The following is a 14718-nucleotide window of genomic DNA, read 5'->3' on the forward strand; positions in this document are numbered from 1 at the left end:
CGTCATTGTATGAAAGCCTCATGTGGGGCACGCACGCCTTCACATGATTGACCGGCTTAACCTCGTTCGCGGGGAATCAGGCTCTGCAACTGCACGGCCAGGAAGTTGGCATCGAAGGCGAAGGTATCCGGGTCCTTCAGACCGTTGGTTTTTTTCCACAGCCAGTCGCTTTTACCCGGCAGCAGCACCAGGGAAACGCTGCCGTAGCGTGCAGCGGTCAAACCGATTACCGACAGGGAAATCAGGCCGCCAGCGCCCATCACATCCGGCACGAACTCCACCGGCTTGCCGGCAATATTGATCGTCAACTTCTCGCTCTTGAAAGTCGAGGTCTCCAGCGGCACGCTGGGGCCGAAAGCCACATAGTCCTCTCGCTGAACTTCCAGCAGGCCAACCCTTTTGACAGGTTCAAGCCACTGATCGATCTGCCCGAACAACTCGGTGATTTTCTGCACCCAGTGCCCGGACTGCACCTCGAACTGCTGACGCTTGTGCGCTTCGCTGTCGGCGTAATGACGAAGCATCTCGCCCAATTGCTCTACATCGTCCATTGCGGTGTTCCTCGGGTGAACCAAACTGCGAGCGATGATCATGGCAGATACCACACCGGTGCGTATGACTAACGCCCCCAGTTGGGTAAGGTATGCCCTCGCCCACCTGCTCGAGGAGCACCGCATGCGCACCATTGGCCTTATCGGCGGCATGAGCTGGGAGTCCAGCGCCGAGTATTACCGGATTATCAACCAACGCATCCGGGACCAGCTCGGCCCGCTGCGCTCAGCGCAGTTGTTGATGTACAGCGTGGATTTCGGTCCTGTGGAGCAGGCCCAGCATGCCGGGCGCTGGAACGACGCGGCGCAGATCCTGGTAGATGCCGCGAAGCGCCTGCAAGTCGGTGGTGCCGAGTGCATCGTGCTGTGTACCAACACCATGCATTTGGTGGCACCGCAGATCGAAGCGGCGGTGTCGATTCCGTTCCTGCACATTGCCGACGCAGCCGGTGCGGCAGCCGTCGAGGCGAACACCCTCACCGTGGGCTTGTTGGGCACCGCGTTTACCATGGAACAGGAGTTCCTCAAGGCGCGCCTGGCTGTGCAGGGACTGACCGTGCTGGTACCTGACGAACACGAACGCCAGGCCGTGCACCGGATCATTTATGAAGAGTTGTGTGTCGGGGTGATCAGCGACGCCTCGCGTCAGGTCTACCAGCGGGTTATCGAGTCCCTGGCAGCCCGTGGCGCCCAGGCCATCATCCTCGGCTGCACCGAGATCGGCCTGCTGATCAAGCCCGAACACAGCGACCTGCCGTTGTTGGACACCACCGAGTTGCATGCGCAAGCCGCGGTGGCGTTCGCCCTGGACGATCAGGCCGTCTGACGCAGGCGGGCCATGGTCAGGGCGTCGACAAACATGCCGTCACGCACCGCGTAGTCCCGCAGCCGGCCTTCGGTCTTGAAACCGAACTTGCGGTACAGCGCCTGGGCCGGTTCGTTGTCGACATACACTGTCAGCTCCACCCGATGCAGGTTCATCCAGTTGTCAGCCACCTCCAGCGCTGCGCCCAGCAGCCTTGAGCCGACACCCCTGCCCTGCCAGGCTACCGAGACGCCCATGCCAATCCCGCCGATATGGCTTTGCCGGCTGCGGGAATATTGCTCCAGGGTGCAGCTGCCAATCACCTCGGCACCGTGCAACGCCACCAGCCTGATCAGCCGCTCGTTGGTGTCTGCCAGGCGTTTGCGCCACACCTCCACCGATTGGAAGGGCATCTGCAGCACCTGACGGCAAACGGCCGGTTCGTTGTATAGCGCGTTCATACCGTCCAGATGAGCTTCGGCAAAGCGCTGGATCACGATTTCAGGTTCAGGTGCGGGCATTGTGTTTCATCCTTTGAAAGACACATGGCCGACCAGTGTAGGGCACACTTCAAGTAACTGTCATTCTCTGGAATGGCGTGCCAATCGCCACACCCTGGCAATGTCCGCAGCCCGCTCGCGCAACAGTCGCGGCGCCTCGCTGCAGGCCTGCTCCAGGCTCATCGGCCCGCCCGGCAAGGCAAAAGCTGCATCGACACCATGGGCGTACATCTGTTCATAACCGTCGCCCAGGGTGCCGGCAATCACGATCACCGGGACGCCATGCCGTTTGGCGACCCGTGCCACGCCAAACGGAGTTTTGCCACGCAGCGTCTGCGCGTCGAAACGGCCTTCGCCGGTGATCACCAGGTCGGCACCGTGGATTGCGCTTTCCAGCCCCACCAGTTCGGCGACTACCTCCACTCCGGGGCGAAACTGCGCGCCAAGAAATGCCTTGGCCGCAAAGCCCAGGCCGCCCGCCGCGCCGCTGCCGGGCTCATCGCGCACGTCCCTGGGCAAAACCTTTGCACAGTGATCGGCAAAGTGGCCGAGGGCATGATCCAACTGCTCGACCTGCCCGTGATCGGCGCCCTTTTGCGGACCAAATATCGCCGAAGCGCCATGGGGCCCGCACAGGGGATTATCGACGTCGGCGGCGATCTCAAAGCGCACCCCGGCCAGGCGTGGGTCCAGGGATTCGAGGCTCAGACGCGCCAACGTACTCAGGGCCAGGCCACCGAGAGGCAGTGCCGCATCCCGGGCATCAAACAGTTGCACTCCGAGCGCCTGCATCGCACCGGCGCCGCCGTCGTTGGTGGCGCTGCCGCCTATGGCCAAAATGATGCGGCGCGCGCCAGCGTCCAACGCGGCGCGGATCAGTTCGCCGGTGCCGTAAGTGCTGCTGGCACAGGCATCACGCTTGCCCGGCGCAATCAGTTGCAGGCCACTGGCCTCGGCCATCTCGATGATCGCGGTGTGACTTGCCGCCAACCAGCCCCAGCGGGCCTGTACCGTCGCGCCCAAAGGCCCCTGCACTGGGTGGCAGCGCAACTGCCCCTCACAAGCGGCAAGCACCGAAGCCACTGTGCCTTCCCCGCCATCGGCCATCGGGCACCTGACCAGTTGCGCATCGGGCCAGACCTGGGTCAGCCCCAGGGCAATGGCGTCGGCCACGTCTTCGGCGCTCAGGCTGTCCTTGAACGAGTCGGGGGCGATGATGATCTTCATGGGCTTTCTCCGTTTTTATGCCCTCATGCTGCCAGTTGCCACTGGCAATAACGCCTGTCCATTGCACAAGTGCCAGCGAGATTTGTTGTTCATTTCTACAATGCTCAGTTCTGCGGCAACAGTTGCACGCCCAAGTACAACGCCAGCATTCCGTCCAGGGTCAACGGGTCGACTCCGCTCAGTTCGGCGATACGTTCCATGCGATAGCGAAGGCTGTTGCGATGGATGCCCAGGGCGTCGGCGCAGGCCTGGCTTTGACCATCGTGCTCGCACCAACTGCGCAGGGTGGCCAGCAGTTGACCGTTGTTATCCTTGGCCAGGACCTTGCGTAATGGGTTGAGCAACTCATCGAGCGCATCATCGTTGCGGTGGCGCCAGAGCATGACCGGCAGGCGATAGCGTGTGAGGGTCAGTAATCGTGAATCCGGCAGTATGTCGCGCCCGTAGGCGAGCAAGTCGGCGACCCGTCGATAACAACGGCGCAGTCCAGCCAGGCCGTCAGCCTGCCCACCGACGGCGACCCGCAGGATCTTCCAGCCCAAGCCATCGAGCTTCTCCAGCAGGCGCGGGTTGTCTATCGAGGCTGAAGCCGGTCGGCACCACAACAAGGAAAATGGCGCGCCACTGACGCACCAACTGTCTGGATAGCGGGACATCAACCACATGGCCAACGCTTCTGCGCTCTGCCCGGGGCCCAGTTCAAACAGATACGGCGTGCGCATCAATTGCGGTTTGAGCCCCAATTGTCGGGCCTCGTCCACCAGGCGTGGCGAATCACTGTCATCGGCCAGCAACAAGGCCAGCAGATCGTCGCTGCGCTGACGCCGCCATTGCTGTTCGGCCTGCTGATGGCGCTGGCTGACGAGCATTTCCGCCGTCATACGTACCAGTTGGGCGTAGGTACGCAGCAGTTCGGGTTCGCCGCTGATACCCAGTACGCCGATCAGCCGCTGATCATGGAACAGCGGCAAATTGATCCCCGGCGCGACACCCTTGAGATGCCTGGCAGTGGGCCCGTCGATTTCCACCACGCGCCCGTTGGCCAGCACTAACTGCGCGCCTTCATGACGGGTATTGATACGCTCCGGCTCGCCGCTGCCAAGGATCAGGCCCTGGCTGTCCATGACGTTGACGTTATAGGGCAGGATGGCCATCGTTCGATCGACGATATCCTGCGCCAAGTCATGATCGAGTTCGAACATGGGGTTAAATTCCTTGAAAACGAGCGCAGTAATGCTTGTTCAACGGCACAGCGCAAATGGCGGATCGCTGTGCAGGGGCACAAAGACACACCCCTGTCCTGTAGACGAGACTCTGGGGGCGATCAACGTTACCCCCGCATCGCGAAAAATCATAATAATAGAGAGAACGCCATGTCACAGAGCGCCGCCATCCTGGCCCACGAAGACGACAAGAACGCCGTATACAAGCGCATCACCCTGCGCCTGATCCCCTTCATTTTCGTCTGTTACCTGTTCAATTACCTGGACCGCGTCAATGTCGGCTTTGCCAAGCTGCAGATGCTCGACGCCTTGAAATTCAGCGAAACCGTATACGGCCTTGGCGCCGGGATCTTCTTTATCGGCTATGTGCTGTGCGGCGTGCCGAGCAACCTGGCGCTGACACGCTTCGGTCCACGGCGCTGGATTGCGTTGATGATGATCACCTGGGGCACGTTGTCCACCTGCCTGCTGTTCGTCACCACGCCCACCCATTTCTACACCCTGCGCCTGTTTACCGGTGCCGCCGAGGCCGGGTTCTTCCCTGGCGTGGTGCTTTACCTCTCGCAGTGGTTCCCGACGTTCCGCCGAGGCCGGATCATGGCGTTGTTCATGTCCGCGATCCCGGTGTCCGGTTTGCTTGGCGGTCCGTTCTCCGGCTGGATCCTCAACCACTTTGCCGCAGGCCAAGGCGGGCTCGCGGGCTGGCAGTGGATGTTCCTGCTGCAAGGCGTACCCACCGTTATCCTGGGGGCCCTCGCCTACTTCCTGCTCAGCGACAGCTTTGCCAATGCCAAGTGGCTCAGTGCCCATGAGCGCTCGGTGCTGGAAGCCGATCAGGCTACAGACCTGGCCAACAAGCCAAAAACCACCAGCGACTCGCTGTTGCAGGTGTTCAAGAACCCGGCAATCTGGGCGTTCGGCCTGATCTACTTCTGTATCCAGAGCGGCGTGTATGCCATCAACTTCTGGCTGCCATCAATCATCAAGAACATGGGCTTCTCCGACAACCTGGTGATCGGCTGGATCAGTGCGATTCCCTACCTGCTGGCCGCCGTGTTCATGTTGCTGGTGGGCCGCTCCGCGGACTTGCGCAAGGAGCGACGCTGGCATTTGGTAGTGCCGATGTTGATGGGGGCGATCGGCCTGGTGATTGCGGTGAATTTCGCCACCACGCCCGCCATCGCCATCCTCGGCCTGACCATCGCGACCATGGGCGCCCTTACCGGCCTGCCGATGTTCTGGCCAGTGCCGACGGCCATGCTCAGTGCCGGCGCGGCGGCCGGTGGCTTGGCGCTGATCAACTCGATGGGGCAGATGGCAGGCTTTCTCAGCCCCTATGTGGTGGGTTTTGTGAAGGATGCCACCGGGTCTACCGATTTGGCGCTGTACCTGCTGGCGGCAGTGATTGTCGGCGGGAGTGTGTTGGCGTTGCGCATGACCCGGACGTTGCGCGCATAGGCCTATCGATCACTGCAATGCACGCGCGAGGCCTGTTCCAGAGCCTCGCGATCTGGTATTGGATAGAACCCGTCGTACCTTCCGAGGAGTTCTCCATGATTTATCGCACACTGGGCCAGTCCGGGCTTAAGGTCAGCGCCTTGACCCTGGGCAGCATGATGTTTGGCGAACAGACCAACACCGAAGACTCGCTGCGCATCATCGACAAAGCCTGGGACCAGGGCATCAACTTCATCGACACCGCTGACGTCTACACCGGCGGGCGCTCGGAGGAGATTGTCGGTGAAGCGATCACTCGCCATCGCGCAGACTGGGTGGTGGCTTCCAAAGTCGGCTTTGGCCCCGGGGACGGCCTGCCCAATCGCAGTGGCTTGAGCCGCAAGCGGATTTTCAATGCCCTGGAGGCCAGCCTCGGGCGCCTGGATACCGACTATCTGGATATCTACTACCTGCACCGGGAAGATCACAACACACCACTGGAAGTCACCATATCGGCCATCGGCGACTTGATTCGCCAAGGCAAGGTTCGTTACTGGGGGCTGTCCAACTACCGAGGCTGGCGCATTGCTGAAGTGATCCGCGTAGCCGAGCGCCTCGGGGTGGATAAACCGATCATCAGCCAACCGCTGTACAACATCGTCAATCGCCAGGCCGAGATCGAGCAAATCACTGCCGCTGCGGCGTATGGTTTGGGCGTTGTGCCTTACAGTCCGCTGGCCCGCGGCGTGCTCAGCGGCAAGTACGCCCCCGATGTCAGCCCTGAGGCCGGCAGCCGTGCCGCACGCCAGGACAAGCGCATCCTGGAGACCGAATGGCGCATGGAATCGCTGCGTATTGCCCAGCAGATCCAGCAATACACCCAGGGGCGCGGGGTGGGCATGGTCGAATTTGCAATTGCCTGGGTGCTGAACAACGCAGCGGTCAGCTCAGCGATTGTCGGGCCACGTACCGAAGCACAGTGGGACGCCTACACCCTGGCGCTGGACGTTGAAATCACCGCCGAGGATGAAGCGTTCATCGACTCTCTGGTCACACCGGGGCACGCCTCGACGCCAGGGTTCAATGATGTGGGGCATTTTGTCTCGGGGCGGATCGTCCGTTCTTGATAGCGCGCCGACCGTTTGTGGGGGCGCGCCGGTTCCTGCATCCGGTCGCTGATGTCCTGTCAGCCGAGCGGCACGTCCAGGCTGACCTTGACCCGGTCCATCACCACGATGCTGCGAAACCATTTGATATTGCGGTTCTCATAAAATAGCTGTCGAGCCAGGGTTTCATAGGCCTTCATGGTCTCGACCACGACCACCAACATGAAATCCGCATCACCGGTCACGTAGTAGCACTGCTGGACCGCCGGCACTGACATCTGGGCCTTGAGCACATCAAGGTCTTCAATGTGGGTTCGCTCTGCATGAACCTCCACCAAGATAGTGATGGGCTTGCCTGTCGCCTCTGGATTGACCACTGCCGTATTCGCGCTGATCGCACCGTTCTGCTGCATGCGCTTGATTCGCCGTTGCACCGCTGCCGTGGACAGGTTGACCGTGTCGCCGATCACTCGCAGCGCGGTGGTGTTGTCTTGTTGTAGTTGCTTGAGAATCGCCAAGTCGAAGGCATCGAGGGGCGATTGGGGTTGAATGGGCATCCGGACGCACCTTGGCATGAGAAATTTTCTCATAAGATGCCGTAAAACAGAGCAAACGTCTCACTGCAAAAGCAATATATTCCCATCCGAATTACCCCTTCTTCTTGTATCAGTCGTTTTCGCGAGGACAGCGTGTCTAAAGGTGTTGCTCTATCGGTATTGGCCTCGGTGTTATTTGCCGTGATGTATTACTTCACCTCCCTGCTCACGCCGTTGAGCGGTTTGGAGATTTTTGGCTGGCGCATGCTGCTGACCGTACCGTGCATGACGGTCTTCATGGCCTTGAGCGGTGAATGGCGGCGGGTGTTTGAGCTGGTGCGGCTGGTGGCGGGCAAGCCCCGGCTGATCGGCGGGATTGTCCTGTCTTCGGCGCTGTTGGCTGTGCAGTTGTGGCTATTTATGTGGGCGCCGCTCAACGGCCGTAGCCTCGACGTGTCCCTTGGGTATTTCCTGCTGCCGCTGACCATGGTCCTGACCGGACGCCTGGTATACGGCGAGCGTTTGTCGCGGTTGCAGCAGATCGCGGTATTTTTTGCCGCCGCCGGCGTGCTCAACGAGCTGTATCAGGTTGGCGGCTTTTCCTGGGCGACCCTGGTGGTGATCATCGGTTACCCGCTTTACTTTGTGCTGCGCAAACGCCTGGCCACCGACCATTTGGGCGGGCTATGGCTCGATATGGCGCTGATGCTGCCAGTGGCGCTGTGGTTTGTACAAAGCGGTGAACAGGGGTTTGGTGTGCTGGACACCCACAAAGCGCTGTACGCCCTGATTCCAATGCTGGGGCTGATCAGTGCCGCCGCGCTGGTGAGCTATATCATCGCCAGCCGACTCCTGGCATTCAGCCTGTTCGGCTTGCTCAGCTATGTAGAGCCGGTACTGTTGCTGGCCGTGGCCTTGCTGCTGGGAGAAAGCATCGGGCCAGGTGAGTGGCTGACCTATATCCCGATCTGGATGGCGGTGCTGGTGCTGGTATTCGAAGGCTTCAAGCATCTGGTGCGGCAACGCAAAGCCTGACTGCGAACAATCAAAAAGCCCGGTCGAGGCGTTCCCCGACCGGGCTTTTGGTTTTGTCGCAACCTTGGTCAGTCAGCGGTCAGCACACCACGACGCACCTGGTCACGCTCGATGGACTCAAACAGCGCCTTGAAGTTACCTTCACCGAAGCCGTCATCACCCTTGCGCTGGATAAACTCGAAGAACACCGGCCCCATCAGGGTTTCCGAGAAGATCTGCAGCAACAGGCGCTTGTCTTCGGAATTCGCCGCACCGTCCAGCAAGATACCACGCGTTTGCAACTCGCTGACCGGTTCGCCGTGGTTCGGCAGACGCCCTTCGAGCATTTCATAGTAGGTGTCCGGCGGCGCGGTCATGAAGCGCATGCCGATACCCTTCAACTGATCCCAGGTCTTGATCAGATCGTCGGTCAGGAACGCCACGTGCTGGATGCCTTCACCGTTGAACTGCATCAGGAACTCTTCGATCTGGCCGGCACCCTTGGACGACTCCTCGTTCAGCGGGATACGGATCATACCGTCCGGGGCAGTCATGGCCTTGGAGGTCAGGCCGGTGTATTCGCCCTTGATGTCGAAGTAACGGATTTCACGGAAGTTGAACAACTTCTCGTAGAAGTTGGCCCAATAGGCCATGCGTCCGCGATACACGTTGTGGGTCAGGTGGTCGATGATCTTCAGGCCGGCACCCACTGGGTTGCGGTCCACGCCTTCCAGGAACACAAAGTCAATGTCGTAGATCGAGCTACCTTCGCCGAAACGGTCGATCAGGTACAGCGGCGCGCCGCCAATCCCCTTGATCGCCGGCAGGTTCAGCTCCATCGGGCCGGTTTCAATGTGGATCGGCTGGGCCCCACGTTCCAGCGCTAGGTTGTAGGCCTTTTGTGAGTCCTTGACCCGGAACGCCATGCCACACACTGACGGACCATGCTCGGCGGCAAAGTACGAGGCCACGCTGTTGGGTTCGTTGTTGAGGATCAGGTTGATCGCGCCCTGGCGATACAGGTGCACATTCTTGGAGCGGTGGGTCGCGACCTTGGTAAAGCCCATGATCTCGAAGATCGGCTCCAGGGTGCCCGGGATTGGCGATGCGAACTCAATGAACTCAAAGCCCATCAGGCCCATTGGGTTTTCGTATAGATCTGCCATGATTTGGCGCCTCATCATCTTTTTAGAATTAAACGGGTTAATTGCCAGCAAGGATGAGGTGGGAAGGTGGCGCACAGGAAATGCCCCGCACGCTGCGGGCGAGGAAGTCACCGTAGATGAGTTGGAACCCGAGTAGCTTCATGGTTGGATCATTCTCTTACGGGCGTCTCTGACGGACGAGGCTTGCGTTAAGGCAAGCGCTTATTCTTGTATGCGTAACCTGATTCTACACAGCGTAACCACGTTTGTCCGTATTCCTTATCAAATCCCTATGCCTTGCCCGGCGCAAGCGGTTTGTTGCACAGATAAATGCCCAGCAAAATCACCGCGCCGCCCAGGCACATCGGGGCTGTCAGGGGTTCACCAAGCAACAGCGCACCGCAGACCACCGCCGTCAGCGGGTTGAGGGCGATAAACACGCCAGCCCGGGTCGCACCAATACGGCGAATACCGTCGTAATAGCCGATATAGGCCAGGGCCGAACCCAGCACACCGAGGTACAGCAGTGCCAATAACTGGGGCAAGCGAATAGCGCTCATGGCTTCAACCGTGACCCTGCCCGTCACAAGGGTAACAACCCCAAGCATCAGCGTGCCCAGCAGGATCGACCACGTTACCGTCTGCAATGGCCCCAGGCTCTGGTTGAGCGAGCGCGAACATAACGAGTAAACGCCCCAGCTCACGACACAGCCAAATATCAGCAGGTCACCGACCCAGGCATCGGCCGTGCCTTGCAGCACTTGCGGATTGCGGCTGGCGATCACCGCCCCGGCCCCGCCCAGGCACAACGCGATACCCAAGACTTTGCCACGGCCCAGGCGCTCCTTGAAAAACCACCAGGAAGCCAGGCCAATCACTGCCGGGTTCAACGCAACAATCAAGGAAGCACGTGATGCGTTGATAAAGTGCAGGCCGTAGAAAAAGCACAGGTTGTAGAAGAATATCCCGAACAACCCCAGCACCATCAAGCGGGCCATTTGTGCTGGGTCGGGACACACCAGGGGTATACGGGCGAAGGCCATGAATAGCGACAATGCCAGGCTGGCCAAGCCAAAACGCAGGCTCGCAATCACCAGGGGGTCCAGGTCTGCTGCCAGGAAGCGGCCCGCAACAAAGGTGCCGCCCCAGATCATGGTGACTGCCGCCAGCTTGAAGTAAGTCGTGCGCTCGCCGGTAAGGGCAATGATATGGCCGGGCATGATATTCCTGCATTCGACGTGGGGTTTGCTTTATTCTTTTACTAATGCCATCTCATCGTAAAATGAGTAAAACCTCATGACCCTTACTCAATTGGAAATCTTCTCCCAGGTTGCGCAACTGCAAGGTTTCACCAGCGCAGCCAATCGACTGGGTATCAGCCAGTCCGCGGTCTCCCATGCGATCAAGTCGCTGGAGCAGGAATTGGGCGTCGAACTGTTCCATCGACACCAGGCCTTGATCGAGCTCACCGATATTGGTCAGCAACTAGTGTTACGTGCCCGCACGATGCTGGGGCTGGCCAACACTCTGCAACAGGAAGCTGATGATGCCCGGGGCATGAAACGCGGCACCTTGCGCATTGGCTCCTTTGGCCCAACGTCCTCGATTCGCTTGCTGCCCAGGATCCTGCGGCGTTTTCGCCAGGCGCATCCAGGGATCATGGTGCATGTCGACGAAGGTCCCGATCGCCAGGTTGTACAGTGGCTGGAGGAGCGGCGGATCGATGTCGCGTTTGTGGTGTTGCCCGAAGAACGCTTCGATACCTTTGCTCTGATCGAAGATCAGATGGTGGCGCTGCTGCCCACCGGCCATCCTTTGGCCGATCAACCGGATATCAGTCTCAAGGCGCTATGCAGCGACCCGTTTATCCTGACCGAAGCCGGGTCGTCGGAGCTGGTATCGCGGTTGTTCGTTGGTGCCGGACTCAAGCCAGATATTCGCTACCGCTGCTCGCAACTGCTCAGCACGCTGGACGCCGTGCGGCGTGGAGACGGCGTAACCGTTGTCGCGCAACTGTCGCTGCCCGACGTACAACCGGCGAGCTATTTGATAAAGCCACTGAAACCGGCGATCACGCGCCAAGTAGGGTTGGCGGTACTGGATCAGCGCCAGGCGTCGCCCGCTACTCTGGCGTTTATCAAACTGGCGACCGGCCTGGATTATGGCAACGGCGCTTGATGCAGGTCACTTAGCGCGCTCGCAATCACACCACGCACGCGCACAGATCCGTCCAGCCATCTATCATGGCCGATGCCAGCACATTTTCTTGAATGGCCTCGCTGCCTGCCCGCAGTCGAGAGCCTCGCCCTTCCCTGCTACAGGTTGCGCAAATGCCACTGACCGTCAACGGCCCACGAACACGCAAGACTCGCTCTTTGCTGACACTGATCAGTGGTGCATTGCCAATTTTGCTCGGGGTGCCGATTCTTTATTGGCAGGCCGAGCGCACCCTGGAGCAAAGCACCGCACAAAACGCCATCGAAGCGGTGCGCCAATTCGACCTGATGCTCGATAATACTGAACTCGCCGCCCAAGCCCTATTGCCACTGGCCGGCCGCCCTTGTGACAGCACGACAACACTGGCACTGCGCGAACAGGTCACACGTCGCCCGTTCGTGCGCGCAACCACCCTGTCATGGCAGAAGAACATTTACTGCAGTTCGCTTTTCGGCGATGGTCAGGTGTCACCGGTCAACCCCGAAGACTACGTCGACGGTCGACTGTGGCTGATGAATGGCAACCCGGTGACTCCCGACACCGCACTGCTGGTGTACCGGCTGACAAAGGGCGATCAAGGCGCCTTTGCCTCGGTTGATGGATACCACCTGACAAACGCCTTGCGCCTGATCAGTCGTTACACCGAACTGGTATTGCAAGTCGGGCCCAACTGGTTGGGGGGCGATGGCAAAGTCCACACCACCGCCCCCCCTGTCTTTCCCGTCGCGCACCACCAACTCGCTTCCTCGCACTATGCCTTTCGCGTCGTAGCCGGTATGCCTGAAGGTGAAGTGTGGCGTTATATGGAAGCGCGCTATCCACCATTGTTCAGCCTGATCGTGTTCTTCGGCGTATTGGCAGGGGCATTGGCCCATTGGTTGCAGAAACGCTCCTCTGCCCCTACCCACGAACTGCGCCGGGCGTTGGAAGCCAATGAATTTCTTCCCTACTTCCAGCCGGTGGTACGCGGCGATACACATCAGTGGGCCGGCTGTGAAGTGCTGATGCGCTGGGCGCACCCCAGAGAGGGACTTGTACGCCCCGATCTGTTTATCCCGCTGGCAGAACACTCCGGGTTGATCGTCCCCATGACACGCGCCCTGATGCGCGAAACTGCGGCTCAACTGGCACCCCATGCAGACTCATTCATTGCGGGCTTTCATGTAGGTATCAACATTGCCGCCAGTCACTGTCACGACCTGGAACTGGTGGATGCCTGCCGGGAGTTCCTCGCCGCCTTCCCCCCAGGCCAAGTAACGCTGGTGCTGGAGTTGACCGAACGCGAGTTGATCGAACCGACCGACATCACCCGCGAGCTATTCGAGGCTCTGCATCGCCTGGGGGTGATGATCGCAATTGACGACTTCGGCACCGGTCACTCCAGCCTGGGGTACTTGCGTAGCTTCAATGTCGATTACTTGAAAATCGACCAGAGCTTTGTGGCGATGATCGGAGTGGATGCATTGTCACGCCATATACTCGACAGCATCATTGAACTGTCGGGCAAGCTGGACTTGGGTATCGTCGCCGAGGGTGTCGAAACTGCCGAGCAGTGCCAGTATCTTGCGACACAAGGTGTGGATTTCTTACAAGGCTACCTGTTCGGCAGGCCAATGCCAGCAGACGAGTTCATTAGATGCCTGCGTAGCCATTGACTAACCATCTGTCATACGATTGGAATATTGCTATGTTTGCAAAACTCAGGATTTACTCTCGAGCAATTAACTACTACAATTTTTCCTGCCTGTGCAGAATTGGCAGGAGGGTCACCTTAATGGCTCTTGGCTTATAGCTTTATTTGCAGTTGGTATCAGCCAAATACACTATTGGAGTAAATATTTTGTCCAGACTCGCCGAGTTTCGCGCAGCAGAAAAGGCCCTTCAAGAACAGCTTGCCCAGCTGGAATCCTTGAAAAATGATGCGGGCCTGAAGAAAGAGATTGAATTCGAAGAAAAACTTCAAGGCTTGATGAAAACCTACGGCAAGAGCCTGCGCGACATCATCGCAATCCTTGATCCAAACCCGGGCAAGTCGGGTATTCAACTAACGGCGGCCCCAAAACAGCGCCGCGCTCGCGTGGTCAAGGTGTACCACAACCCGCATACCGGTGAACTGATCGAAACCAAAGGCGGCAACCACCGCGGCCTCAAAGCCTGGAAAGAAGAATACGGCGCAGCCACTGTCGATTCGTGGCTACGTGGCTAGTATCATTTGGTTCATACAAACCCCGCCGATGCGGGGTTTTTTATGATCGATTTTCGATTCTGAACAAAAATGCAAAGGACTTGCTGTTGCCCATGAAGTTTAAATAACATTTCACGTTGTAATCGTGCACGATCCAGACGACCCATAATGATGCGTAGTTGAACCCAGTGACCTACAGAACATACCTAAGCATTAGTCTGAAGGGTTAAAGTTTCAAGCTTTCACGCACCGAACGCACTTCATCCTTACTGGCCTCGTAAGCCTTGGCTTGTCCGGCGTACGAAAAAACATAGGCCGTATCACTATCAAGCGCCCCCACCAATGTTTGCGACAATACGTGCCGGCCGTTCTCGGTGATGACGCAGGTTGTTTCAAGCGCCTCAAGACGACTCAAAGTTGTGGGGTGAATCTTGTTGCAAACACTTTGATAGCCCGTGCGCCCGAAATCCTTCTGGATGGACTTGCGCATCTCCAGCATCACACCCTGCAAATTGACTTTATGCCCTGCCTCAATGGGTGTACGCGTCAGCTCCATCACCATCAACGTCGCGCCGTTTTCATTGTTTTTTATCGCGCGCTGTCGGGAAACCTGCGCAGGCTGCTTCGGCAATTCACCATCTGGCACAACCTCCTCCACCTGCCACCCAGCGGGCCAATGGATTTGCGGGTCGACAGCCAACACACCGGTACTGCCCAACAACAGGCAAAAGATGCCAAAGGAAGAAATGCGAGATCGGGTCATTGCGAAAAT

General features: G+C 58.9%; 15 protein-coding genes. 7 read left to right on the top strand and 8 right to left on the bottom strand.

The annotated features are described in order from the left end of the window. Positions 1–56: 56 nt before the first annotated feature. A complete protein-coding gene (locus OQ460_RS12220; protein ID WP_410017752.1) occupies positions 57–551 on the bottom strand; it encodes a hypothetical protein in 495 nt (164 codons plus the stop codon). Positions 552–675: 124 nt separating this feature from the next. On the opposite strand from OQ460_RS12220, the gene OQ460_RS12225 reads away from it, so the two are divergent. Further along, the gene (locus tag OQ460_RS12225; RefSeq protein ID WP_410021988.1) at positions 676–1377 is read left to right on the top strand and encodes an aspartate/glutamate racemase family protein; all 702 of its coding nucleotides are present in this window, start codon (positions 676–678) and stop codon (positions 1375–1377) included. Here the strand turns inward: OQ460_RS12225 and OQ460_RS12230 are convergent. From OQ460_RS12230 to OQ460_RS12240, 3 genes are all read right to left on the bottom strand, one after another. Beyond that, positions 1365–1877, bottom strand: coding sequence for a GNAT family N-acetyltransferase (locus OQ460_RS12230; RefSeq protein ID WP_410017753.1), 513 nt, complete (start codon positions 1875–1877; stop codon positions 1365–1367). The two genes, OQ460_RS12225 and OQ460_RS12230, sit on opposite strands and share 13 nt — an antisense overlap. 60 nt (positions 1878–1937) lie before the next feature. Further along, a complete protein-coding gene (locus OQ460_RS12235) occupies positions 1938–3083 on the bottom strand; it encodes a glycerate kinase (protein WP_410017754.1) in 1146 nt (381 codons plus the stop codon). Between the two features lie 104 nt (positions 3084–3187). Then, positions 3188–4285 carry a sugar diacid recognition domain-containing protein gene (locus OQ460_RS12240; protein ID WP_410017755.1) on the bottom strand — a complete coding sequence of 366 codons (1098 nt, stop codon included), beginning with the start codon at positions 4283–4285 and terminating at the stop codon, positions 3188–3190. A 171-nt stretch (positions 4286–4456) separates the two neighbouring features. On the opposite strand from OQ460_RS12240, the gene OQ460_RS12245 reads away from it, so the two are divergent. Further along, the gene (locus OQ460_RS12245) at positions 4457–5764 is read left to right on the top strand and encodes an MFS transporter (protein ID WP_410017756.1); all 1308 of its coding nucleotides are present in this window, start codon (positions 4457–4459) and stop codon (positions 5762–5764) included. Positions 5765–5859: 95 nt separating this feature from the next. Beyond that, positions 5860–6870 (top strand): aldo/keto reductase, encoded by a 1011-nt coding sequence (locus tag OQ460_RS12250; protein WP_410017757.1) that lies wholly within the window; start codon positions 5860–5862, stop codon positions 6868–6870. A gap of 59 nt (positions 6871–6929) precedes the next feature. On the opposite strand, the gene OQ460_RS12255 is transcribed toward OQ460_RS12250, so the two are convergent. Continuing rightward, the gene (locus OQ460_RS12255; protein ID WP_410017758.1) at positions 6930–7406 is read right to left on the bottom strand and encodes an Lrp/AsnC family transcriptional regulator; all 477 of its coding nucleotides are present in this window, start codon (positions 7404–7406) and stop codon (positions 6930–6932) included. 132 nt (positions 7407–7538) lie between these two features. On the opposite strand from OQ460_RS12255, the gene rarD reads away from it, so the two are divergent. Beyond that, a complete protein-coding gene (gene rarD / locus OQ460_RS12260) occupies positions 7539–8420 on the top strand; it encodes an EamA family transporter RarD (RefSeq protein WP_410017759.1) in 882 nt (293 codons plus the stop codon). A gap of 68 nt (positions 8421–8488) precedes the next feature. Here rarD and hppD read toward each other — a convergent pair whose 3' ends face one another. Both hppD and OQ460_RS12270 read right to left on the bottom strand, forming a co-directional pair. Beyond that, positions 8489–9565, bottom strand: a complete 1077-nt coding sequence (hppD, locus tag OQ460_RS12265; protein WP_410017760.1) for a 4-hydroxyphenylpyruvate dioxygenase — start codon at positions 9563–9565, stop codon at positions 8489–8491. 269 nt (positions 9566–9834) lie between these two features. Beyond that, the gene (locus OQ460_RS12270; RefSeq protein WP_410017761.1) at positions 9835–10764 is read right to left on the bottom strand and encodes a DMT family transporter; all 930 of its coding nucleotides are present in this window, start codon (positions 10762–10764) and stop codon (positions 9835–9837) included. 76 nt (positions 10765–10840) lie between these two features. Between OQ460_RS12270 and OQ460_RS12275 the strand changes: the two genes are divergently transcribed. The 3 genes from OQ460_RS12275 (at position 10841) to OQ460_RS12285 (ending at position 13967) form a co-directional block, all read left to right on the top strand. Beyond that, positions 10841–11722: a LysR family transcriptional regulator gene (locus OQ460_RS12275; RefSeq protein WP_410017762.1), complete on the top strand. Its 882-nt coding sequence runs from the start codon at positions 10841–10843 to the stop codon at positions 11720–11722. A 152-nt stretch (positions 11723–11874) separates the two neighbouring features. Further along, positions 11875–13416, top strand: a complete 1542-nt coding sequence (locus OQ460_RS12280) for an EAL domain-containing protein (protein ID WP_410017763.1) — start codon at positions 11875–11877, stop codon at positions 13414–13416. A 185-nt stretch (positions 13417–13601) separates the two neighbouring features. After that, entirely contained in the window at positions 13602–13967 is a 366-nt protein-coding gene (locus OQ460_RS12285) for a histone-like nucleoid-structuring protein, MvaT/MvaU family (protein ID WP_410017764.1), read from the top strand. A 205-nt stretch (positions 13968–14172) separates the two neighbouring features. Here the strand turns inward: OQ460_RS12285 and OQ460_RS12290 are convergent, their stop codons facing one another. Continuing rightward, a complete protein-coding gene (locus tag OQ460_RS12290) occupies positions 14173–14709 on the bottom strand; it encodes a DUF4946 domain-containing protein (protein WP_410017765.1) in 537 nt (178 codons plus the stop codon). Between the last annotated feature and the right edge of the window lie 9 nt (positions 14710–14718).

It is taken from the genome of Pseudomonas imrae (genome assembly GCF_046352735.2).
Taxonomy (GTDB): Bacteria; Pseudomonadota; Gammaproteobacteria; order Pseudomonadales; family Pseudomonadaceae; genus Aquipseudomonas; species Aquipseudomonas imrae.